At 37.3% G+C, this 23136-nt stretch carries 17 protein-coding genes; 1 reads left to right on the forward strand and 16 read right to left on the reverse strand.

From position 1 onward, the window contains the following. Window positions 1-76: 76 nt before the first annotated feature. Window positions 77-1051 carry an SDR family oxidoreductase gene (locus BMX21_RS07795; protein WP_022752707.1) on the reverse strand — a complete coding sequence of 325 codons (975 nt, stop codon included), beginning with the start codon at window positions 1049-1051 and terminating at the stop codon, window positions 77-79. Between the two features lie 128 nt (window positions 1052-1179). Between BMX21_RS07795 and BMX21_RS07800 the strand changes: the two genes are divergently transcribed. After that, window positions 1180-2706 (forward strand): hypothetical protein, encoded by a 1527-nt coding sequence (locus BMX21_RS07800; RefSeq protein WP_027203320.1) that lies wholly within the window; start codon window positions 1180-1182, stop codon window positions 2704-2706. On the opposite strand, the gene BMX21_RS07805 is transcribed toward BMX21_RS07800, so the two are convergent. From BMX21_RS07805 to BMX21_RS07875, 15 genes are all read right to left on the reverse strand, one after another. Further along, entirely contained in the window at window positions 2662-5277 is a 2616-nt protein-coding gene (locus BMX21_RS07805; RefSeq protein ID WP_092043109.1) for an O-antigen ligase family protein, read from the reverse strand. The two genes, BMX21_RS07800 and BMX21_RS07805, sit on opposite strands and share 45 nt — an antisense overlap. Window positions 5278-5281: 4 nt before the next feature. Next, the gene (locus BMX21_RS07810; RefSeq protein WP_092043112.1) at window positions 5282-7081 is read right to left on the reverse strand and encodes a DUF6020 family protein; all 1800 of its coding nucleotides are present in this window, start codon (window positions 7079-7081) and stop codon (window positions 5282-5284) included. Window positions 7082-7107: 26 nt separating this feature from the next. Next, complete coding sequence (locus BMX21_RS07815; protein WP_092043115.1) at window positions 7108-8424, reverse strand: nucleotide sugar dehydrogenase; 1317 nt, start codon at window positions 8422-8424, stop codon at window positions 7108-7110. Window positions 8425-8567: 143 nt separating this feature from the next. Then, window positions 8568-10079 carry a hypothetical protein gene (locus BMX21_RS07820; protein ID WP_092043118.1) on the reverse strand — a complete coding sequence of 504 codons (1512 nt, stop codon included), beginning with the start codon at window positions 10077-10079 and terminating at the stop codon, window positions 8568-8570. A 93-nt stretch (window positions 10080-10172) separates the two neighbouring features. Then, window positions 10173-11279 (reverse strand): glycosyltransferase family 4 protein, encoded by a 1107-nt coding sequence (locus tag BMX21_RS07825; protein ID WP_092043121.1) that lies wholly within the window; start codon window positions 11277-11279, stop codon window positions 10173-10175. Window positions 11280-11290: 11 nt separating this feature from the next. Next, window positions 11291-11923: an HAD family hydrolase gene (locus tag BMX21_RS07830; protein WP_092043124.1), complete on the reverse strand. Its 633-nt coding sequence runs from the start codon at window positions 11921-11923 to the stop codon at window positions 11291-11293. A 33-nt stretch (window positions 11924-11956) separates the two neighbouring features. After that, window positions 11957-12931 (reverse strand): ATP-grasp domain-containing protein, encoded by a 975-nt coding sequence (locus BMX21_RS07835; RefSeq protein ID WP_092043127.1) that lies wholly within the window; start codon window positions 12929-12931, stop codon window positions 11957-11959. A gap of 60 nt (window positions 12932-12991) precedes the next feature. Beyond that, entirely contained in the window at window positions 12992-13612 is a 621-nt protein-coding gene (locus BMX21_RS07840) for a sugar transferase (protein ID WP_092043197.1), read from the reverse strand. A 6-nt stretch (window positions 13613-13618) separates the two neighbouring features. Next, window positions 13619-14908: a DegT/DnrJ/EryC1/StrS family aminotransferase gene (locus BMX21_RS07845; protein WP_177173970.1), complete on the reverse strand. Its 1290-nt coding sequence runs from the start codon at window positions 14906-14908 to the stop codon at window positions 13619-13621. 107 nt (window positions 14909-15015) lie between these two features. Further along, a complete protein-coding gene (locus BMX21_RS07850) occupies window positions 15016-16965 on the reverse strand; it encodes a polysaccharide biosynthesis protein (protein WP_092043129.1) in 1950 nt (649 codons plus the stop codon). Window positions 16966-16988: 23 nt separating this feature from the next. Then, window positions 16989-18638 carry a DUF6020 family protein gene (locus BMX21_RS07855; RefSeq protein WP_092043132.1) on the reverse strand — a complete coding sequence of 550 codons (1650 nt, stop codon included), beginning with the start codon at window positions 18636-18638 and terminating at the stop codon, window positions 16989-16991. Between the two features lie 11 nt (window positions 18639-18649). Further along, the gene (locus BMX21_RS07860; RefSeq protein WP_092043135.1) at window positions 18650-19660 is read right to left on the reverse strand and encodes a glycosyltransferase family 2 protein; all 1011 of its coding nucleotides are present in this window, start codon (window positions 19658-19660) and stop codon (window positions 18650-18652) included. A gap of 6 nt (window positions 19661-19666) precedes the next feature. Then, window positions 19667-21406 carry a hypothetical protein gene (locus BMX21_RS07865; protein WP_092043138.1) on the reverse strand — a complete coding sequence of 580 codons (1740 nt, stop codon included), beginning with the start codon at window positions 21404-21406 and terminating at the stop codon, window positions 19667-19669. 84 nt (window positions 21407-21490) lie between these two features. Beyond that, window positions 21491-22636, reverse strand: coding sequence for a dTDP-4-amino-4,6-dideoxygalactose transaminase (rffA, locus tag BMX21_RS07870; RefSeq protein ID WP_092043141.1), 1146 nt, complete (start codon window positions 22634-22636; stop codon window positions 21491-21493). Between the two features lie 4 nt (window positions 22637-22640). Then, entirely contained in the window at window positions 22641-23111 is a 471-nt protein-coding gene (locus BMX21_RS07875; RefSeq protein WP_092043144.1) for a GtrA family protein, read from the reverse strand. Between the last annotated feature and the right edge of the window lie 25 nt (window positions 23112-23136).

A 23136-nucleotide genomic window follows, 5' to 3' on the forward strand; every position in this document is an offset into this window, starting at 1 on the left:
TATCACTCGTAGTTACAAATACTTTGTCAAAAGAGTTATAGATATCAACCTATAATTATCTTTGTACAGACCTATTTTATAGATTCTCTTTATACCATTCGATAGCAAGCTTGATACCCTTAGCAAAATCATAAGAAGGATCATAGCCAAGCTTCTCTCTGGCTTTGGAGATGTCTGCATTCGAATCACGGATATCGCCTGCACGTGCAGGTCCGAATATAGGTTCTACCTTCATTCCAAGAGCATCGCAGATGTCATTGTATACGTCAATAAGGTACTCTCTTCCACCTGCGCCTATATTGTACATCTCGCCGGCTGCATCTTCCGGAGCAAGGCATGCTCTAAGGTTACCCTCGATTACGTTGTCAATATATGTAAAGTCACGGCTCTGTCTACCATCTCCGTTGATGGTAGGACGCTCACCATTAAGGAGCTGCTTGATGAACTTAGGGATAACAGCTGCATAAGCGCCGTTAGGATCCTGGTGACGACCGAATACGTTAAAGTATGACAATCCGTATGTGTTAAGTCCGTAAAGCTTCTTATAAAGCATTCCATACTTCTCATTGGTCTGCTTGGTAAGAGCATATGGAGAAAGAGGATTGCCTTCCTGATCTTCTCTCTTAGGAAGCTTAGTAGAATCGCCGTATACAGAAGATGAACATGCATATGCAAATCTCTTAACGCCGTTCTGACGGGATGCTTCCATCATGTTAAGAGTTCCTCTAATATTAATATCTTCATAGAGAAGCGGCATCTCGATAGAACGAGGAACTGATCCCCATGCTGCTTCGTGACATACGAAGTCTACTCCATCTGTAGCTCTCATACATGCATCAAGGTCTCTGATATCATCCTGGATGAATGTAAAGTTCGGGTTATCCATAAATGGATTGATATTCTCTATATGTCCTGTCGAAAGGTTATCAAGTACACGTACCTTGCATCCCTTCTTAAGAAGAGCTTCTGTGATATTGCATCCGATAAAGCCCGCACCACCGGTAACAAGAAATGTACTTCCCTCTGGGAAGACTAGCTGTTCGTAACTCATAATATACCTCTTAAAATATTTATTTTTGCGCAATCACTAATTCATAATAGCACTTTTCATTAATATTAACAAAAATATGATAGAATATTGGAGCAAAGATTCTATAATTCAGTTCTTGGAGGTCATGCATGAAGCAGACATTAAATATTTTTAAGATCATTGTTCTAATATTTGCAATCCCTATATTGTTATACCTTTCAATAGGTTCTCTTTTTATCAATGCCAGACTGGAAGTATCTCAGGTATCTGAAAAGACTGTATTCGTTCATACCTTATGGTTCCTGCTTCTGCCTGCACTTATCATCTTTGTTGCAGTTATTTATAAGTTAAAAGATAAAATATCTTCCTTAAATACCGGCAAACTTGCAAAAATCCTAATAGCTTATACCTATGTATTTACTACCTGCTGGATAATTATAGCCAATGTACATGAAGGAAGCGATCAGGGGCAGGTTTTCAAGGCGGCACAGCAGATGCTTAATGGTGACTTCTCCACTTTTAATGTTGATGGTTATATGGGAATGTACCCTTTCCAGCTTGGACTTGCGCTTTTGTATCAACCATTTTTCCTCCTATTTGGAAACACAACAGCATTTGTTTGGCAACTTATCAATGTTTTTCTCATCTGTTTCATACAGTTTTTTCTATACAAAATAACTTGTATGATGACTGAGGACAGATTCAGTATCAATCTGTTTCTTATACTTGAATTTTTGGATATACCGCTTCTTTTATTTGTTTCATTTGTATATGGCACTATCATAGGGCACAGCCTTGCTCTTACCGCTTTATTTTTCCTTATGAAGGCTTGTAAGAACGAAGATCACACAATCCTCAATATCCTTGCATCTGTATTTTTTATTACTTTTAGTGCACTTGTAAGAAACAATAACCTTATTATCATTATCGCCATGTGCATTTTGGTAATAGGATGTTTTCTTGATTCTAAAAGAGGAAAGCTTTTACTGTTCATTCCTCTGGTAGTTATATCATTTTCTATTTCTCACAAGGCTGTCTTTGAATATTATGAGTGGGCTTGTCAGGGGCAATACACAAACATAGGCTCCTATGGACAGCCTACCGCTTTGGCTGTAGCAATGGGGCTTTCTGAAAATGATGAACTTGCCAATGGCTGGTTCAATGGATATACCTGGGACAAGTATATCGAACTGGGATGCGATCCTAAAGTTGCCGAAGAATTCGCTATCGAAAGAATATCCGAATCTCTAGGTAGATTCGCAGCTTCACCTTCGTATACTTTTTCATTTTTTGCAGAAAAGCTTAATTCTATGTGGCTCAATCCTGATTTTCAATCATTATGGAACAGTGGCAGACATGGAAATTATATAGGAGAGTCCCCTGTTATTTACAATCTGTACTATGGCGAACTCAATATACTTATAGAATCTATAATGTCAATCGTGATGTTCATAATATATTTGGGATCATTTCTGTACATATTACTTGGAAATAAAAAAATATCATGGCAAAATATGATATTTGCCATGATACTTATAGGCGGCTTTCTGTTCCATCTTTTCTGGGAAGCCAAAGCCCAATATACTATTGTTTATTACGTTATACTATTTCCTTATGCAGCAATGGGTTATTCACTTCTTATCTCTAAACATGACAAAAGGCAGAGTCAACATTAGGGCAATTGTCATAGGATTGCACAACTGGAAATTCCATTCTGTAAGTGCAGCTATTGCAAAACCGGATATTATTGCAAAGGGCAGGAGTGATAATATCTCATTCCTGTTCTTTAGATAGCGTAATATTGAAAGAACTATCCCACATATGATCATCAGCAAAAATACTATTCCGGTTGGTATACCATGATCAAATGCAACCTGAAGATATGAATTATGCGCGTGGATAAGATTTTCTCCATTCTCTGCTACTGCAGACATGTTCTCATGTCCTGTCATATTAAGGCTGCTTACATATGCTTTCCAGATATCAAATCTGCCATTACTGTATTCTTCAATACTACTTGTATCCTCTTCAGGATTGTCAGAAGCAGCAACCTCCGTTTCGGTTATTTCCTCTGTGTTTATAGCTGTATCTTCGCTAACATCTTCTATATACTGCACATCTCCTGCTTCAGAAAACTGATCATTGCCATCTGACTGCGAATTTACAATAAGATTTCCATCTGCATCATATAACAGATTTCCATCTTCATCGTAGTTCATCTTATCTTCAGAATAATCATAATCTATTCCATCTGTTCCAAACATCTTCTCACTAAATACGGAGATAAAGCGTTCTATAGACATATAACTGTAATCGTCCCAGTCTTTGGAACCTCGTACATCTGGGACGGCATCTTCTATCTCGATAAAATAGGGATAACCTATCATGACCGGAATCATCCTCTGAAGAGTAAATGCAGGTGCAAACATGATCACTGCAGCCATGATACAGATCACTACTAATCTTATAAAGCTACGTACCTTTTGCTTCTGAGTTATAGAAGTTATGACTATCATTGTAAGAGCAGTGATACTTATTGCAAGGAATCCAGTTCTGGAGGCTGAAAAGAACATATACGCAGAAACAAATCCAAAAAGCACAGCTTCTTTCCATATTACAGCCAATTTATCCCAAAAGCCTTCTTCGTCTTGAGCTTTGACCATCTTACCAATAAGCAGCGCACAAGATGCACACAGCATTATAGTAAGGTACTCCGCTGTTACAGTAACTGTATGGAACTGCATGGAATATCTTCCCATTATAAATCCATAGAAATATCTGCAATACAGGCAATAACCTATGGTATAAACAACATTTAGTGATAATCCGCCTGACAGAACTTTAAGCATCTTTTTGGAATCACTTGATACATAATATCTAAAATATAAAACTGTATATATTGCGGCAAGGGCTACTCCCCATAAGCGTTCGAATCTGAATATGATGATAAGGGCAAAAAATCCAATTACCATCACAGCATACCAAGACAAGGTAAGTTTTTTGTTCTTCCATTCAGATCTATTACTAATCTTAAGACATAATAGTCTGATAAAATTCAACAAAATGATAAGGCATTCTAATAATATAACGATAAGAAGGACTAGTATAAGGTTATGAAGGTCATATTCTTTTTCAGTTTCAGCCAATTTATGACCATTATAATAGATAAATCCTGCAACAGCTCCTATAACTACTACAACAGCATTATATACATTAAGAAGTTCTCGCTTAGAAAAAGTAAGAATTACAATTCCGAGCAAACATACGGCCATCTGTCTCTCTGATATCGTATGGAATATGTTGGCAAGACCATTCATATAGTCACATCCATACCAGATGGCCATGGCTATAAGAATCATCTGGCCATAGTGTCTTATGCTATCATATACACTTCCAAACAAAGTGAATACTTCTTCAGAGTTGTCTCTGGATTGGTGGTTGATGCCATAAATCAGAACAATAAATGAGATCAAAAGTCCAGCTTCATAAAATAAGATGTCAGAAATCCTGTCATCAAAAAGCTTCATAGGAAATACCATGAAAGCCAAAGCCGCATAACTCACACATGCCACAGGATTAAGAGTATACTGCACAAGTTTATGTACCGTTGTATCTCCAAAGTTTTTGCTTCTTCCTATGCATTCAACAACTACCAAAAGGACTATACATACAGCAGCTACAATACCCATGTATATAAAACTCTTGCCTTTAGATATTGGAAGCTCATAATTGTATTTTGCAGCAAGGTGATAGCCATCTATAGATGAATCATTATAATAAAATGTACCTATTGCTGCATTAGCATTTTCTGTAATATTCTCAGTTCCTACTGTAAATGAGGCATTTTGTACAGTTATGAATACCCTGTAAGTTTTTCCGACCTCAAGATCTATCCCCATAGGAATTTCCACATACCCCGGAAGAGTCTCTTCTCCAAGGTCGATTAGATCCTGATACATTACAACCCACTTTTCATAATCCCAAAAAGCGACGCGCATATATCGCCCACCAACAAGCTCATCAACAAAAACTGATATTGAATCAAGCCTGTCATACTGTGCTATAAAGTCCTGAATCACGTCATGAGTGGAATCAACATTTTCAGTGCTTCCTACAATCTCTCCACCACCTGATTCTTCTTTTATTGTACTCCACATACGAAGCGGAAATATGGAGATAATAAGGAGTAGTGAAATGACAAGAATTACTGCTTCTATTCCTTTGATTTTACTGATCTTTTTGTTCATGTAATCACTCCGTTAATTTATAGTCTGTAAACGCCGGATATATAACAATAATCGGCAACAGCATAGTCAGAAAATATGTATATCTAAAATCGGCAGCTACAGGAGTAGCTATAAGGACTGTACATACCGCAAAAAATGGTAGTAATAACGGTAATATTTTTCCTTTTTGTTTTTGAGTTAATACTACTCCAATAGATATACATTCTATAAAGAAGGCTGCTCCCATACAGAATAATACACCATATAACGGAAGCATCGTACTAAGCTTAGTCCCTATTTCTCTTATCTTTTGCCACAGCCTTGCACAGATTCCTCCTAATAGCCATCTTCGCTCTATTCCCAAGCCATTATTACATACTCCATCATTATCCGCCACAGTATAAGTACCTTCTCCTGCCGGATTATCCGGATACCAGTAGCCATATGTCATGTTTTTATATTCATCAATATATACACTCGGATACTTAAGCCCTGTTCTGATCCAGAGACTAGCATATTCAAAGATATGCTCTTCAAAATAGTCAATATCTCCCGCTCTGAATAGTTCCTTCATGTTATCGGCAAAGTCCGGCGCATACAATTCGTGAATATATGTAGTGTCTATGACTTTGTTAACCATCATAGTATCTTCCATGCCAAGATCTTTGTCCTCAACAAGGACTCTGCAAAATAGCTGTATGGGTATAGATAACGATTCAATAATATCTGGCTGAATAACCCCAAATGCACTCATCACTGGGAATCTTATAATAAGTATAACTGCAAGAGACAATCCCCACGTGTATATCATGCGTTTTCTAATCCTAAACGCCTTGAATCCCCATATACACAATAAAGGTATCATAAGTAAAAAAGCATATAACCCATTACTTCTAAAAAGAGCAGTTCCCACACATGCGATAAAATGAAGAATGAGGTCAGTGATCTTTATCTTTTCAGTACCTATTACCAATACTCTGATAAGCGTTGTTACAAACAGCATTATAAACCCTGCAAACAAGACATCTTTCCATACTGTTACAATGTATACCCATTGGAAAGGTATTAGTACATAAAATGCCAGAGACAGATATACCCATCTGAGCTTTAGTCCTATAAGCTTTAATGAATTGATACTATATGAGACTATCAAAGCCATTAATACCATTTGAACAAATGTATAAAAACCTATAGCAGTAACCAGATCTCCCGTAATAGCAAATATAGGTCTAAGACAAAGTCCTATAAGTAAAGTATGCATCAGCGGATGATGATTGGATAAAGGAACAAGGCCTAAAACCTGCTCTATCTGATTAATGCTGTCTGGGGTTACGATTCCAGGAAATTCATACAAGTATCCAGGCATCCAGAAGATCATGCATATTACAAAGGATATCAAAAACACTTTAGATTTGATTCCATTAGCATCATTCATGCATTGAGTTCTAAAAAGTTCAAGAGCATTCAAGCTCAAATACCATTTATATACAATCTTAAGTCCATGATAAAAAAGAATAAAAAGGCCTGTAAACACAACAAACAGTACGATAACCTTAAATAAAAGGTTATCGTACTGCTTTGTGATACTACTCATGTTATAAAAAGTATATAGTCCGCTGAAAACAATTGCCGTTACAGGTACTGTCTTAGTACTCAGTCCTGCTGTATATTCTGAACTGAATCTGTACAAAAGAATTACAGCAGCCAAAAGGATAAACCAGATTATATTAGATGCTCCTAACATCCCAAGACATTCGAAACTCCATATTGTCACAAATGCCTGTACTAATAAGATCAAATCGGCCCATCTTTTAATATTAGTCATTAATCCAGCTTCTCCCAAGCATATAATTACAGTCTCCAGTAATCAAATTCCGGCTTTGTAAAGTCATTTTTATCAAAAATGCCTTTGATATCGAGGAATACCTTTGTAGTGTGTTTTGGATTGAAGAATGCTGCAATATCTTTAGCTGATAATGAAGTAAAATCTTCATGTGCAACAGCTACTATTACTGCATCCATATCCTTAACTGAATCCATAGAATCAAAATCAATATCGTAAAGACGCTTAGCTTCATCTGCATCAGCCTGTGGATCAACTACTACAGGAGTGATTCCATACTCACCAAGTTCTTTGTAGATATCGATAACCTTGGTATTACGTGTATCAGGGCAGTTCTCTTTGAATGTAAATCCAAGGATAGCAACTTTAGCACTCTTAACTGCTATATCATTGGCGATAAGCTTCTTAACACAGTTCTCTGCGATATACTTGCCCATATCATCATTGATGCGACGACCTGAGAGGATGATCTGTGAATGGTATCCAAGTTCCTCAGCCTTGTATGTAAGGTAGTATGGATCTACACCTATGCAGTGACCACCTACAAGACCCGGTTTAAAGTTAAGGAAGTTCCACTTGGTTCCTGCTGCCTTAAGTACTGCCTGTGTATCAATTCCCATACGATTGAAGATCATTGACAGCTCGTTCATGAATGCAATGTTTATATCACGCTGGCTGTTCTCGATAACCTTAGCAGCTTCTGCTGTCTTGATGTTCTCTGCTTTATATACGCCGGCAAGAGCAACAAGGCTGTAAACCTTAGCAACTACTTCAAGAGTCTCTTCATCCATACCTGATACAATCTTAGTGATGGTCTCAAGTCTGTGAACCTTATCACCGGGATTGATACGCTCCGGTGAATAACCAACCTTAAAGTCTACGCCGCACTTAAGTCCGGATTCCTGCTCAAGAATCGGTACGCATACATCTTCTGTAACTCCGGGATATACTGTTGACTCGTATACTACGATAGAGCCCTTGGTAAGGTGTTTACCAAGTGTATGACTGGCGCTCTCTACAGGTGTAAGATCAGGAGTATGATCATCGTTAACTGGTGTTGGAACTGCTACGATATGAAACTTACACTCTTTTAATTTCTCAGGATCAGCTGTGAATTCTACAGTTGTATCCTTGATCGCATCATTACCAACTTCTCTGGTTGGATCGATTCCTTTTTTATAAAGATCAACCTTAGCAGCGTTGAAGTCATATCCAACAACCTTGATCTTCTTAGCATATGCTACTGCTATAGGCATACCAACATATCCAAGTCCTACAAGAGAAAGTTTCTCTTCTCCTGAAAGGAGTTTTTCATATAAATCCATGATTTAAACCTCCAAGATTCATTATAAATATATTATTATGAATTATTTTTTACATATGAACGTGACCATTATAACTCAAATAGCAAAAATCTCCAACTATTCATAATCTCCCTGTAGTTAATCAGCCCCAACAGCTAGAGTATTTATTTGCAGTCAGTGCGTTTATCTGGTATCAAAACAACTATACCAAGCAGCAAAGCCAAATAAAAAAGCCCCATTCCATAACACATATACCTTGGCTGTGGGAATATCAAAGCGCCTGTAATAAAACAGTTTATAGCAATTCCTGCCATTACAATAAACATTAACCGCAAAGTAAAGCTGCGTATTGGAGTATTTTTTTTAAGTAAAACAGCAATAAACACTATAAGAAAGACTGCATATATAACCGCTGATATCTTTATCAAAACTTTCGGTAACATGTTTGCATTTGAGATAACAAAGGCTTTCAGTACATTAGCAGTAAATACATATACTGCGCCTTTATCCGTTCCGTTTAACACTTTTCCAATCTTATTTTTTAGCAGTTTTTTGAAAAGTAATCCTTCAACTTCATCCTGCATCATCATAGAATGAACATCATCAAATTCGGGATAATAACACAATACATATGTTTGCAGGATCGGTCCTACAATATCAAATCCTATTACGTCATAGCACTCAGCATAATGATCTACCATAGCCGGCCAGTCAGAATTAAATACATTTGAATTTTCTTTAAGTTCATATCCCGGAGCAAAATCTATCATAAGTTCCTGCTCCCGACATGCATCATATATCTTGATATACAAATCTTCTATCTCGGGATACTTTTCAGAATCTATATCAGCAAATACATCTGCATCTTCTAAACTTGCAGTATACATCATAGTATCAAGGCCGCCCTTACTATTTCCAATATGCGTAGTAAAAACGCCTCGATCCAGATTCTCATATACTTCATCCACAAAAATAATAGATGCATAAGCAAGTATCAATAATATACAAGTCAGAATAAATTTCTTTAAGTTACGGCTCTTCTTCACCAAAAGATGATATACAAAAGATACAAATCCCCATGTGATAAGTACTATAAGCATCTGCTTTCTGATACTACAGATAATAACACCAAGGGCAAAGAGTTTGCATATTGATCTGCCAGCATAATTGTCTATACTCTTTATAAGTACTATCGTAAATATCACATACAATGGCATTGCCAGTGCCTCAGTCATAAGACTCTCTGAGTACATAGAACCACGGTTTGCAACAAAGCGATTTATTCCTGCAACACCAATCTGAAATAGCATCGCCATTGCTGATAAACATAAAGATTTTTTATTTCCAAGAGACCTTGTAGCATCAAGGATAAATGCACCTAGATAATATGCAGTAAAACTCCATAAGAGACTTTGAATTATCACAGCAGCGGTCAAATAAGCCGGTAAGCCGTAGGGTTTTGCTGTAATATGAAGTATTTCAAACAGACAACGTAGCCCCAATAAAAACAATGGGTAAACCGGCTCTCTTGAAAAGTCCATGGTTACATAGCTATACGTATCTACACACCATACCGGTCCATCAACCATTGCGATTCCCAAATAAAACCAAACAAGTAAAGCCAGAGATATAAACTTAAATTTAACTGTTCCTGTGCTACTTTTATTACTAAACATTACTTCTCCTTTAATCAGTTGTACATTTGCAGTTTTTATGCTATCTCATTAACTTATGCTCTATCTTGTTAAAACATATTCTATCTTTTTAGCTTATGTTCTATTTTTCAAAATGTTCTTTATCTCACCAGCATATGCCCTAACTATGATATGTCTGTCATATTCCTTCTCCATCTTAATACGACCGGCGTCTCCAAGTCTTAGCCTTTCTTCCTTCGAAAGAATGATAAATCTATTCATGGCTTCGTACAACGCCTGACCATCCCCCGGTTTAAATACAAAACCTGTCACACCATCATCAACAAGCTCTTTACATCCACTTATATTCGAGCAAAGAACCGGCCTTCCTGCTGCTGCCGCTTCCATGATAACATTGGACATCCCTTCATGATAAGAAGGTTGAACCAATACATCACACTCTGCATAAAATGGACGTACATCCTTGTGGAAAGGAATCACCGTTACAATTCCATCTTCCTGCGCCGTTTTCATTCGCTGTGTATAAGAATCATCATCATATCCAAGCGTTGAAAATAAGACTCTATCACCATATTCTTTTCGCATTTTCTGAGCGGCATATAGGTATTCTTCTATTCCCTTTTCCTTCATAAGTCTGCCAACATACAAAAATCTGATCACATCTCCATGATCATTAACATCGGCCTTTTTATGATAATCAAGGTTTACTCCAGATCCTCCAACCAAGGCGGTTCTTTTCCCTGTGATTCCAAGTTTTTCAAATAATGCTTTATTCTCAGCATTTTGAAAAAAGAGACATGAACATTTCTTCATAGACGTTCTGTACATGACAGTAACAAGTTTTTGAACAATTCCACCTTTTTCAAAGGCACTTCCAAGACCTGTAATAGTACTAATAAAAGGAATCCCTAATCGTCCACATACATAGCCACCATAAATATTAGGCTTTATTGTATATGTCAGGACAATATCAGGTTTTTCAGATTTCAAAAGCTTCTTATATTTTTTTATAAGCTTGAAATCTTTAAGAGGATTCATCCCTCTCCTGTCAAGGTCTGTATGTATAACTCTTATCCCCTCTTCTTCAATATCTGATCTGTGTTCGTCATCAGGGATACTAACAACTACATCATATCCATCATCTTTTAAAGATAATAAGAGCTCATTTCTAAAAGCATAAAGACCGGTAGAATTGTTAGCCAAAAATAAAACTTTAGACATCACGTTGCCCTTCATTTAGAATAATATAATCCATCAACATTTTTGAAATGAATAGCTCCCATTCCAAGTTCAAGTGGAGCGATAAAATCTTTATGCATGTTATCACCTATGTAAACTAGTTTCTCATATGGCACTCCCATGATCTCATGCATTTTTTTAAATGCAACAGGGCAAGGCTTTCTAAAATCTATTCCACCAAGTTCATCTGTGATAATAATATGATCGACCATTTTTTCAAGGCCAAGTGCTTTTATTTTGGCTCGCTGCCCTTCCGGTCTGCCATCTGTTATAATACCTATCTTCTTACGAGACTTTCTGATAGCAGCAAGTAAGTCATCGACGCCTTCATACAAGTTGATATCAGGTTTCTGGTAACGATATTTTTTTAGACATAACGCCTTAACTTCTTCAGAGTCAATTCCAGCTGATGCTAAAACAACATCAATTGCATTTTCATGTCTCAAAAAAGCTTCATACAGCTTGTCATATGCTCTATCAACCTGTGGGATTACTGACGCTACCTCTTTATATCCGCTTCTTACATATTGTTTTTCGCCATAAAGTGTATCATCAAGGTCAAAAATAATCCCTTCATAATCATCTATATAATCTTGAACTTCTAAAATACTATTTATTGTTATCATTTTTTATTCGTACCTGTATCATATCTAAATAGTTTATGGATTAATACAGATGCTCTGATCAAATCTGCTGTATATAGCTCCATCTCTTGCAGCGCCTTCACTATAGCTAAGGCTCTGCCCCAAAAGCATTCTGATTACTGCTTCTGCACTATCAGCTCCTGCCTTTATAGAAAGTGGAGCTCCACCTCCAAATCTTGGATTTATCTCTATGTAATAGTCATCCCCGGTTGATTCTTCACGGATCAGCTGAACAGTAATTTGTCCGCAAGGCTTGAAATCAGCGCAAAGGACTTTCATCTCTTCGATCATCTTGTGATCCTGCGTGATCCTTGTCTTTAAGACTTCACCTGATCTTACTGCAAGTCTCTCTCTGGGAGTTATAAATACAGGATTCCCTTCATAATCTCCGAATATATCTATTGTATATTCTCTGCCGCTTATAAATGGCTGTATTATATAATCACCTATCTTTTGGGCATAAACATTGAGATCCTCTAAATTATTAACCTTATATGCATCAATTGAGGAACTTCCATCTTTGGGTTTAATAAATGCCGGAAAAGACACTTGCCCCTGCATCATCGCTTCCTCAAACTTTTCTACACTGTTTACGGGCTTTGGCGACTTAAGTCCAAGTGAGATAAAATAGTCTGCAGTATAATTTTTATCTCTGCAAAGTTTAACTTTATCAACTGCACTAATCAAAACCTTAGTTCCAACAGCTTCAAATTTATGCTTGTTTATGGCCAATAAATTTAAATCTGTATCTATTGTTGGAATCAAACAATCAATCTTATTCTCAGCACAGTACTCAACAAGATTCGGAATATACAACGGATCGCTTATTCTAACAACCTGAAGATGTTCATCACAAAAATAAAGAGCAGGTGCATCAGTAACAAGATCTGCTCCAATTATCGTAATGTCTACTGCCAGTCTCTTGGCTGCACTTCGAAACGCCTGTATTAGTTCTACACGACGTCCAACAGAAGTAAACAATATTTTCATAAGATAATCTCCCATATTTTTTAATTATCCCAAATGACATATCAGCTTCTCATAACAGAATCAGTTATGTCCGTTAAAAGGCTCCATTGTCGCAGATGTAGCACTGCTTATACCTTCTTTTTTTATAACAGTTTTGATCGTATCAATTATTATCTTCACATCCGTTACAAAACTAATATGATCAACATACCAGACATCCAGCTCAAATTTTCTAGCCCAGCTGATTGCATTGCGTCCATGAGCCTGCGCATATCCCGTAAGTCCAGGCCTTACGTCATGACGTCTTGCCTGTTCAGGAGAATACAATGGTAAGTACTGGACCAGAAGAGGTCTTGGTCCAATGAAACTCATGTCGCCTTTAAGGATATTTAAAAATTCAGGAATTTCATCAAGACTTGTTGATCTAAGCCATTTTCCAAATTTAGTAAGTCTTATCTCATCAGGAAGAAGATTGCCCTCAGCGTCTCTTTCATCTGTCATAGTTCTAAACTTGTATAGTTTAAATACCTTCCCTTTATATCCCGGACGATCTTGTTTAAAAAGAACCGGTGAGCCAAGTTTTGTCCTTACCAGTAGCGCAAGAATAGCATACAACCAGCAAAGAAGTACGATAACCATAAGTGATATCACTATATCCAGAAATCTTTTCACATATGTAGAATAAAATGAATTATTTTTCATACTCATTTACTTATCAAAACACCTTCTAACTATCTCAATGATCACATCCTGCTCATCAGGTGTCATCTTGTTATCTGAAGGAAGGCACAGGCCACGCTCAAAGATATCATTGCCAACATCAAGAGCTTCTCCCTCATCGATATAAGCATTGGTTACGGCTCTTCCATTACCATTTGCTGTAATAAAAGGATTGTTTCTATAAATAGGCTGCATATGCATAGGCTTCCAGATAGGGCGTCCTTCTGCATTGAACTTCTGGATTGCTTCAAGAATCTGCGTAGGACAGGACTTACCTTCTTCGCTTATATAAAGAGCTTCTTTCTCGCCTCTTACCTGTTTACACATTGCATCCTTGTCTATAAGCATGCAGCTAAGCCAGAAGTTAGGGGTAGAGCATGTCTCATCATAAGGATTCATCGATACAGGAAGATCCTTAAAGCCTTCTTTATAGCGTTCATATATAGCCTTCTTCTGAGCTATGTGCTCATCAAGATGGTTGATCTGACCTCTTACAATACCTGCTATGATATTACTCATACGGTAGTTGTATCCAACTTCTTCATGCTGATACCAGGGAGCATCCTCACGGCTCTGGGTTGACCATTTGCGGACTTTGTCACAGTCGTCCTTACTATCTGTAAGGAACATACCACCTGATGAACCTGTGATTATCTTATTGCCGTTAAAAGAGATCGCATTGTAATCTCCAAAATTTCCTGTCTGTACTCCCTTATAGGTAGCTCCAAGGGATTCTGCAGCATCCTCTACAATAAGAGCTCCGTGCTCATCGCAGATAGCTCTTATCTCATCAATCTTACCAGGTGTTCCATACAAATGAGCGATAACAACTAGCTTAACATCAGGATATATCTCAAATGCCTTCTTAAGGGCAACAGGATCCATATTCCAGGTATCGCGCTCAGTATCTATAAATACTGCTTCGCCGTCTTCATAGGCAACAGGATTAACTGTAGCGTCGAAGGTCATGTCTGAACAAAAGACCTTGTGACCTTTTAATGTACCTTCATTAGGCTTGGCCATGCCGTAGAGCTTCTCTCCGGCAAGCTTCACACACAGGTGTAAGGCTGCAGTTCCTGCGCTTAGTGCTACTGCGTATTTGCAGCCTACATACTCTGCCACCATACGCTCACACTCATTTATATTCTTACCAACTGTAGACAGCCAGTTGGTATCAAAAGCTTCTTTGACATATTCAAGCTCTTCTCCATGCATTGTAGGAGATGAAAGCCAGATTTTCTTTTCAAAAGGTTTTATGCCTTCAAAATTCTTAGACATATATGTATCCTCTTTTCATAATTTATTAGTTATAGCCCAAGAGTTATAGTTTTTTAAATCAGATTCGTTACAAATCCATAAAATATCAAAAAACTAAATACAGATTCTTAATCAGTCGCATTGATCTTGGCAGCTACGCGCTGTAGCTCTCTTACATGCTCCGCGGAGTGCTGCTCGGCGTCATTAATATTAGGATGATAGGTTGTGACTATCTCCTGTACGATATTCCTTATATTGGCAGATTCTGCCTTGGATGCATGATTGAGCTTCTCAAGGTCTTCAAAGAACCTGCTCTCATCTACGTCAATAGGCTTACCGATGTGGATCATCTTGTTGGCTGTATCCTGAAGTCCCTCTTCATCCATAAGCATCTCTTCGTAGAGCTTCTCGCCCGGGCGAAGGCCAGTGAACTCGATCTTGATATCTTCTCCTACCTTAAAGCCGGAGAGCTTTATAAGGTTCTCCGCAAGATCCAGTATCCTTACAGGTTCTCCCATATCAAGGACGAATATCTCACCGCCTTTAGCATAAGCCCCTGCCTGAAGGACAAGGGATACAGCTTCAGGTATTGTCATAAAGTATCTGATGATGTTAGGATCAGTAACTGTTACTGGGCCTCCTGCTGCTATCTGCTTCTTAAAAAGAGGTATAACACTACCATTAGATCCAAGTACATTACCAAATCTTACTGCAACAAATTCTGTATCATAATGCCTGTTGAAGGTCTGTATGATCATCTCGCAGATACGCTTACTTGCACCCATTATATTAGTAGGGTTAACAGCCTTATCTGTGGATATCATTACAAACTTCTCACAGCCATTCTGAGCTGCTGCCATGGCAGTCTTGAAAGTACCAAATACATTGTTCTTGATAGCTTCGTTAGGGCTATCCTCCATAAGCGGCACATGCTTGTGAGCTGCCGCATGGTATACGATCTGAGGTCTGTAATGCTCGAATATCCAGTTGACTCTGTTGGTATTACGAACTGATGCTATGAGTACCTGAAGATCAAGCTCGGGATACTTTTTCTTAAGCTCCTGCTGGATGTCATAAGCGTTGTTCTCATATATATCAATTATGATGAGCTGTTTGGGGTCATGCCCTGCAATCTGCCTGCAAAGCTCACTTCCTATAGATCCACCACCGCCGGTTACGCATACAACCTTGCCCTTCACGTATCCAAGGATAGAGTCTATGTCAACTGTAACAGGATCTCTTCCTAGTAGGTCTTCAATCTCAACATTGTGAAGTCTTGATACATTAACATCACCATTAACAAGCTGGTATACACCGGGAAGGGTTTTGAGTTCGCAGTTAGTCTCTTTACATATATCGAGGATCTTACTGATCTCTTTCCTTGGAGCAGAAGGAATTGCAAGTATGATCTGATCTATCTCAAAAAGGTCTGCACATTCCTTGATCTTATCTCTTCCGCCAACAACGCGGACTCCCTGAATGTATCTGCCCCATTTATTGGGATCATCGTCTATGATGCACTTAACCTGCATTGTAAGATAGAGGCTGTTTACGATCTCTTTGATGATGACATTAGCAGCTTCTCCTGCGCCTATTACCATAACAGAGGACACATCCTGACTCTTTTCACGCTTATGCTTTTGTGTTCTTAAAAACCTATATGAAAATCTGCTAACAAATATAAATATTACAAGCAGAAATGTATACAAAAAGTAATAGCTCTGAGGAACAGGCTGTTTCTCAATCTTGAAGAACTGGAGTCCTATCGCATTGACCACTCCGGAGATAGTACATGATACCACAAGGTTCTGAAGTTCCATCTCACCTGCAAATGCCCATAAGCTGTCATATAACCTAAATGCTGCAAATATCAAGATAGTGATAACAATATTTATAGCAAGAAACTCATTAATAGGAGTTATGAAATGTTCAGGTACACTTGTAATATGAAAATCATACCTTACTAAAACTGCCAGATAACTGGTAGCAATAATGCTTATAATATCGTAGATTATAAGTACAAGACGTCTATAAAATTTAGCTTTATTAAAGCCTGTCTTTATCTTTTTATCTCCCATTTATAGGTAACCTCTGCATAAGTCTATAAACTATTATTTTTTATCCTGTTATAGATAACCGGCATAAGCGGAATAATATACCACAAGATTATCACGTATCTCACAACGTAAACAGGTCCCAGAAGAACTGTTAGCCATACCAGCACAACAGGAGTAAGTGGTATTACGGCTCTGAGTTTTCGATTACGTAACGCATATACTAGTATAAATGCCCATACCCAAAAATAAAAGGCTGGTGCAAAAAGTAGTGAAACAATTGGTGTTACTTGTTGGAACGGGGTAAGAGACATCTTATAATATAATCTGTCAATCCATTTAATCAAGACAACTCTCTCTCCCGGAGGTTCAACTTCGTATTCAAAATAACTGCTGTCCTCATAAGTAATATTATAGAGTTGATGTCCTTTGTATGAGTTAAACACCGCAAAAGGATACCAATATCCATAGCTTGTCATAAACCAAGCATTCACATAAGTAACAGGATGCCCCTTAAGCATCTTAAACCATAGTTTCCAGTAGGATGCTGAATCTCTATCATATGTATCATTATTGAAAAATGATTTCATATAATCTGACACTCTTGGTTCATACGCCAAAAGTGCTCTTTCAGGAATATAAGAGAACAGCGTTTCTTCATCTTCTGCCGAAAAAGCTTCAGGACTACTATTCCACGTTCTTGCCAGCTGTGTTATTGAAACTGTAAGCATCTCCTGATGTTCACCACTATCCGCATCAAAGACAAGTGTCATTCCACTATCTAATATCACGCTTACAATTGCCGGAAGCAATAGCAGTATCAGCATCTTTTTCCAATACTTCTTAAAAACAATTAGCGCGATAGGAATAAATACGATATATGCATAAAAACCGTTATGTCTAAACAGGCATACCATAACAGCCGAAAACATCATCACACTTATCCCTATTTTGTTTTTAAAGAAAATCTCAGGTTTTTCTGATAATTGTAACAGTTTTAAAACAAATAATAATAAAAAGGCAGAGAACAATCCATCTTTTGTGGAACACCAGGTATACATTACTATTGTCGGAAAAAGCCCCATAAATAGTATTGATATGATCCTGCAAGTTTTTGAAACTCTACATCTTTTAATAAAAGTTATAAGATAGGCAAATATCGCAGTCATAATAAGTGCCTGAAATATCATATACATGCATATTCCGGCATTCCAGGATCCTGTGACCTTATGTCCAAAGGCAATTGTTCCTCCTAGTAAAAGAACATGAATCAAAGGATGATGATTGGAAAATTCCCTTGTAAGAACCTGGTTGAGCTCATCTGCTGCATCATAGCAAAAAAAGCCTGGAAAATCCGCAATAAGCACTGGCAATTGTATAGCAAACAAGATAAGCCATATTTTAAAGAAATATGTAAGTTCATCGCTCCGTTTACCAGTACTATCTAAAACATCTGCGTCTAAAGGCATGATAGGCTTGTCTGAGTCTGATTTCTTCCGGTCCATCATCTTATAAAAAGAATTAACTATAGTTCCAATTACCACCGATAAACCTGCAAAAATCAACAGATCCGATACCTTACCAAGAGTCAGATGATCTTGTGATTCAAGCTGATATCCAAATACAAGTGCCAAAGAAAGCAATATGCCATATGCATAAGCCCATATTTTTCTTCTTTCAAAAGTCTTTTTTGACATATTATCAATCCTTAGATATCGGTACCTGCATCAGATTCATATAACTCTGATTTCTTGTCCGTAACATTCTCAGTACTTCCAGCTCCTTCTATGTCTCGTATGACAAACTGAGGATCATTATTAAGTGATATATAAGATCTTCCTATATATTCACCTGCCATTCCCACCATGAGCATCAGGATTCCACCCATAAATACCATTACTGACATAAGAGCACTAAAGCCAAGTGGGAGCACATCCAATTGATCACCAAGAACTAATTTCTTAATTATGGTATATATGCCATAAACAAAACCCAGCACAGCAAAGGCACTGCCGGAAAAAGTTGCAATTCTAAGAGGCTGAATAGAAAAGGCTGTAAATCCATTCATCCAAAGTCTAAGGAGCTTTATCAGATTATAACCACTTGTTCCTTCTGTTCTTGCCCTGTGGTTTATATCAACATTAACTATATTATTTGTAGTACGCAGTACGAGACCTATTACATAAGGATATGATCCCTTATATTTACACATCTCATTAACAACAAATCGCCTAACAGCAAAATAACTAGACACAAACAGTTCATTAGGCTTATTAAGCATGATATGAAGCATCCATTCATTCATCGCAGAGCCAAAATTTCTAAAAGCTGAATGTTTCTTATGTTCATATCTTGCATAAGCAGCATCTGCTCCCTGTTCTATTGCCTTGATAAGCTTATCTACTTCACATGCAGGTGTCTGGCCATCATCATCAAGGCATACTACAATATCGCCTTTAGTCTTATTAAGTCCAGCCATCAGCGCAGCATGCTGGCCGAAGTTTTTAGCAAAATTAATACCTGTCATATTTTTGTTAAGGCTACACAATCTTCTGATAACTTTCCAAGTTTCATCAGGAGACCCATCATTTACACAGATGATTTCATAGTCATATTCATCTGTCATTTTTTTCATAGCTTCATTAAGTTCATCTATTACACCTGAAAGTGTATTTTCAGATCTGTAACATGGAATTACATAGCTGATAAGTTTTTTCATTAGAGTTCATCTCTTTTCATTTACTTTTATAATCTTGAAGGTATCAGCAACCATATCAATTTCGCTTAGCTCTATATCAATACCCTTATTATTATAATATGACACAAGCCAATCAGTCGAATACTCACTTTTTACCACAAAATATACATTAGATGATAAAAGTGATGACTGAATATCTTCAAATCCAAAGGCTTCGAGCTTTGTAGTCTGCAAAGGGCTCTTACACGCCCACCCACCTAGTATATCAAAATTATCCAGGCTGTTATCTGTGTTTGCAAACATCTTCTCAGAATATGATACTGATGAATACACATCTATCCAGTAAAAGTTTTCCGGTTTATCATCAATATACTTATACAGCTCTAGATATGGCTCATTGACCCGTTTTCTGTCTACAGCTTCCATCTGTGATATAGTCATATTGTTCGGAACATATATTGCAGAAATTACGGACACGAATATAAGTCCTGTTCTTATATGTACTTTCCAGGAATTACTCGAAATATTATTCATCATAATTCCAAGTAAAAGAGCCATCTCTGCAAACATTAGACCATGTGTGATTCTTATAGGATCTCTTTCGCCCACCAAAATGTACATCCACAGAAGTGATCTAACAACAAATAAAGCAATAAGAAAAGCAATTTTAATAAAACTATCTTTTTTTCTTGATAATGCAGAAATACAGATGCTAAGGTACATGATAAGAATGATAATATTCCACGGAGCATCTGTCTGAGGATATTCAAAGCTTTCCTGTAAGCTAAAATGATGTAACCTGTACAAATACTTCGAAAATGCTGCTTTGATTCTCTGCGGCATTGGTGTCTCTTCTTTTATCGACTTTGCATACTCTGCTACCTTCAACATGGTCTTTGAATCAATCTCTTCATCAAGGCCGAAGTTGTAATTGAACAAAAGTTCAACCTCTGCCTCATCAAGACCAATCGACTCATAAAAATCCCTGTTAGTTTCATAATCCGGGATGGTCTGATAATCATACAATTCAGTTCGAGAATCAAACAGTTTTCTAAACTCAGTCCATCTGTCAGAACTGTAAGCAAGTACATCAACACCTTTACATATTATCAATCCGGTAAAAAGAACCAGAGCCCAACGTATATAAATAGTTCTTATCTCTTTCTTTTTTTCTTCTCCGAAATCACTGATAAATCTGTAGCCCCAAGCCATTCCGGCAATAGGAAGCATTAAAAGAAGCATCTCTGAGCGTACCAAAAAAGAAATCCAAAGAATGATACATACTAAAGCCCTGTTTTTCTTACCATTTCCAGTAATTACCAGAAATGCTGCCGTTCCTGCCATCATAGCAACTGTAAAGGTGTACTGAACATATATCAGATGTCCGGTCAGACATCCAATATACATAAGTACCTCAGCAATAACAGCAATAAACTTTACAATCGTATCTTTTTCCAGGTTTATAGTCCTATGAAGGATCATAAACATACATGAACATTGACATAGGCATAAAAAGATGCCGTATACATTAGTTTTTCTAAAAAGTCTGTATATTAGACTTATCAGAGCACTGATAGGATACAGCATCTGTATATTATGTGCTGCAGGTTTCCCTATATAGCTTCCGCTAAGCAGGTCCTTCATTAGCACATCATCATTAAGATCAAAATAGTAATCAAATAATGCCGCAATCATCAGCATTATTACTGCAGTGATTCCAGCTGCTATGCATATATTTAAAAGAACTCTCTTTTTATTGCTTTGCAACCTTTATCCTCCACAACAACTATATATATTGATCGTTTTTTAATATCTAAATTTGATATTATATCATTTTCAAACAATGACTATTCAGCTGAACTTATAGTACAGCTTCACTCTGTTAACAACTTCGTCAATCTCATCGTTTCGAAGCTTGTAATACATAGGAAGGCGAAGGAGCCTGTTGCTTTCCTTGGTTGTATACACGTCTTCACCATGAAATCTTGTATATTTAAGACCTGCTTTTGAGGAATGAAGAGGCACATAGTGAGAAGCTGGGAGTATACAGTTACTCTTCAAATATTCAATAAGTCCCTGTCTTTCTTCAAAATCCTTACACTTAATATAGAACATATGGGCATTATGTACACAGCCTTCAGGAACTACAGGAAGTTCGATAAATCCCTTTTCTTCAAGCGGTCTTAATGCTTCAAAATATCTGTTCCAATGATCCATACGTGCATTATTGATCTCATCTGCCATCTGAAGCTGTGCATAAAGATATGCTGCGTTCATATCACTTGGAAGGAATGATGAACCTGGCTCAATCCAGGAATATTTATCAACCTTACCAAGTTTATAAAGAGTACGGTTAGTACCTTTCTCACGTATGATAATAGCATCATTAACATACGTCTCATCGCGAAGTAGAAGCGCTCCGCCTTCACCCATGCTGTAATTCTTGGTCTCATGGAATGAATAGTTACCAAAATCCCCGATAGCCCCAAGAGCTTTGCCTTTATATGAAGCCATAACACCCTGCGCTGCATCTTCGATAACAACAAGATTGTGACGCTTTGCTATATCCATGATAGTGTCCATCTCACAGGCTACACCGGCATAGTGAACAGGGACAATTGCTCTTGTCTTAGGAGTGATCGCTGCTTCTATCTTATTTTCATCAATATTCATTGTATCAGGTCTGATATCAACAAATACAACTGTAGCGCCTCTAAGAACAAATGCATTAGCTGTTGAAACGAATGTATATGAAGGCATGATTACTTCGTCGCCTTCTTTGATATCACAAAGAATTGCTGCCATCTCTGTAGCGTGTGTACACGAGGTTGTAAGAAGTGCCTTAGTTACACCCGTCTTCTTCTCAATCCATTCATTGTCTCTTGCAGTAAATTCACCATCACCGCAGATCTTCTGGTTATCCACACATTCGCGGATGTAGTCCATTTCTTTACCTGTATAAGGAGGGATGTTAAAAGGTATAAAATTGTCATTCATAAGCTTATTCTCCTTTTTTGAAAACAAACAACTTGCTTATAACATAATTAAGTACAATAACTACGAAGGTAGCTACAAGCTTTACAGGCATTTCCTTGAAACCCAGATTTGTAAAGAAAATGAAAATTATTGCATTTTCAACAACAAGTGTAAATACTCTTCCTAAAGTAAAATCTTTTGCCTGTTTTAAGAACTCTTCTGTGCTTTCAACTTTGCCATCGAATACCCAGGTTCTGTTAGTAAAAAACTGAAAAGCTACACATATGATCCAGTCTATAGTGTTATTAACTAGTGCGTTAAGATGCATAACAGCAGACATAAACCAGTAAAGAAAGATGCTTAAAAAGAAAGCTAATCCTCCAAAAAACAAATATAATAGTGCTTCCTTATACTTTTTATAAAAGGGTTCAAATATATTAAGAACAGGAAGTGCCATGATCCTGTCAAAAATATCTTTTTTCTTTGTTGTTTCCATGATAATTAAAAATACTCCTAATTTT

The sequence above is a fragment of the Butyrivibrio sp. TB genome (assembly GCF_900110805.1).
Taxonomy (GTDB): domain Bacteria; phylum Bacillota; class Clostridia; order Lachnospirales; family Lachnospiraceae; genus Butyrivibrio; species Butyrivibrio fibrisolvens_C.

Excerpts from the sequence above, each read along its gene's own strand:
- BMX21_RS07810 (WP_092043112.1), bottom strand. The coding sequence starts at position 7,081 with ATGACTAATATTAAAAGATGGGCCGATTTGATCTTATTAGTACAGGCA.
- BMX21_RS07850 (WP_092043129.1), bottom strand. The coding sequence starts at position 16,965 with ATGGGAGATAAAAAGATAAAGACAGGCTTTAATAAAGCTAAATTTTAT.
- BMX21_RS07820 (WP_092043118.1), bottom strand. The coding sequence starts at position 10,079 with ATGTTTAGTAATAAAAGTAGCACAGGAACAGTTAAATTTAAGTTTATA.
- BMX21_RS07855 (WP_092043132.1), bottom strand. The coding sequence starts at position 18,638 with ATGTCAAAAAAGACTTTTGAAAGAAGAAAAATATGGGCTTATGCATAT.
- BMX21_RS07875 (WP_092043144.1), bottom strand. The coding sequence starts at position 23,111 with ATGGAAACAACAAAGAAAAAAGATATTTTTGACAGGATCATGGCACTT.
- BMX21_RS07800 (WP_027203320.1), top strand. The coding sequence starts at position 1,180 with ATGAAGCAGACATTAAATATTTTTAAGATCATTGTTCTAATATTTGCA.
- BMX21_RS07860 (WP_092043135.1), bottom strand. The coding sequence starts at position 19,660 with ATGAAAAAACTTATCAGCTATGTAATTCCATGTTACAGATCTGAAAAT.
- BMX21_RS07830 (WP_092043124.1), bottom strand. The coding sequence starts at position 11,923 with ATGATAACAATAAATAGTATTTTAGAAGTTCAAGATTATATAGATGAT.
- rffA (WP_092043141.1), bottom strand. The coding sequence starts at position 22,636 with ATGAATGACAATTTTATACCTTTTAACATCCCTCCTTATACAGGTAAA.
- BMX21_RS07845 (WP_177173970.1), bottom strand. The coding sequence starts at position 14,908 with ATGTCTAAGAATTTTGAAGGCATAAAACCTTTTGAAAAGAAAATCTGG.
- BMX21_RS07840 (WP_092043197.1), bottom strand. The coding sequence starts at position 13,612 with ATGAAAAATAATTCATTTTATTCTACATATGTGAAAAGATTTCTGGAT.
- BMX21_RS07815 (WP_092043115.1), bottom strand. The coding sequence starts at position 8,424 with ATGGATTTATATGAAAAACTCCTTTCAGGAGAAGAGAAACTTTCTCTT.
- BMX21_RS07795 (WP_022752707.1), bottom strand. The coding sequence starts at position 1,051 with ATGAGTTACGAACAGCTAGTCTTCCCAGAGGGAAGTACATTTCTTGTT.
- BMX21_RS07825 (WP_092043121.1), bottom strand. The coding sequence starts at position 11,279 with ATGTCTAAAGTTTTATTTTTGGCTAACAATTCTACCGGTCTTTATGCT.
- BMX21_RS07835 (WP_092043127.1), bottom strand. The coding sequence starts at position 12,931 with ATGAAAATATTGTTTACTTCTGTTGGACGTCGTGTAGAACTAATACAG.
- BMX21_RS07805 (WP_092043109.1), bottom strand. The coding sequence starts at position 5,277 with ATGAACAAAAAGATCAGTAAAATCAAAGGAATAGAAGCAGTAATTCTT.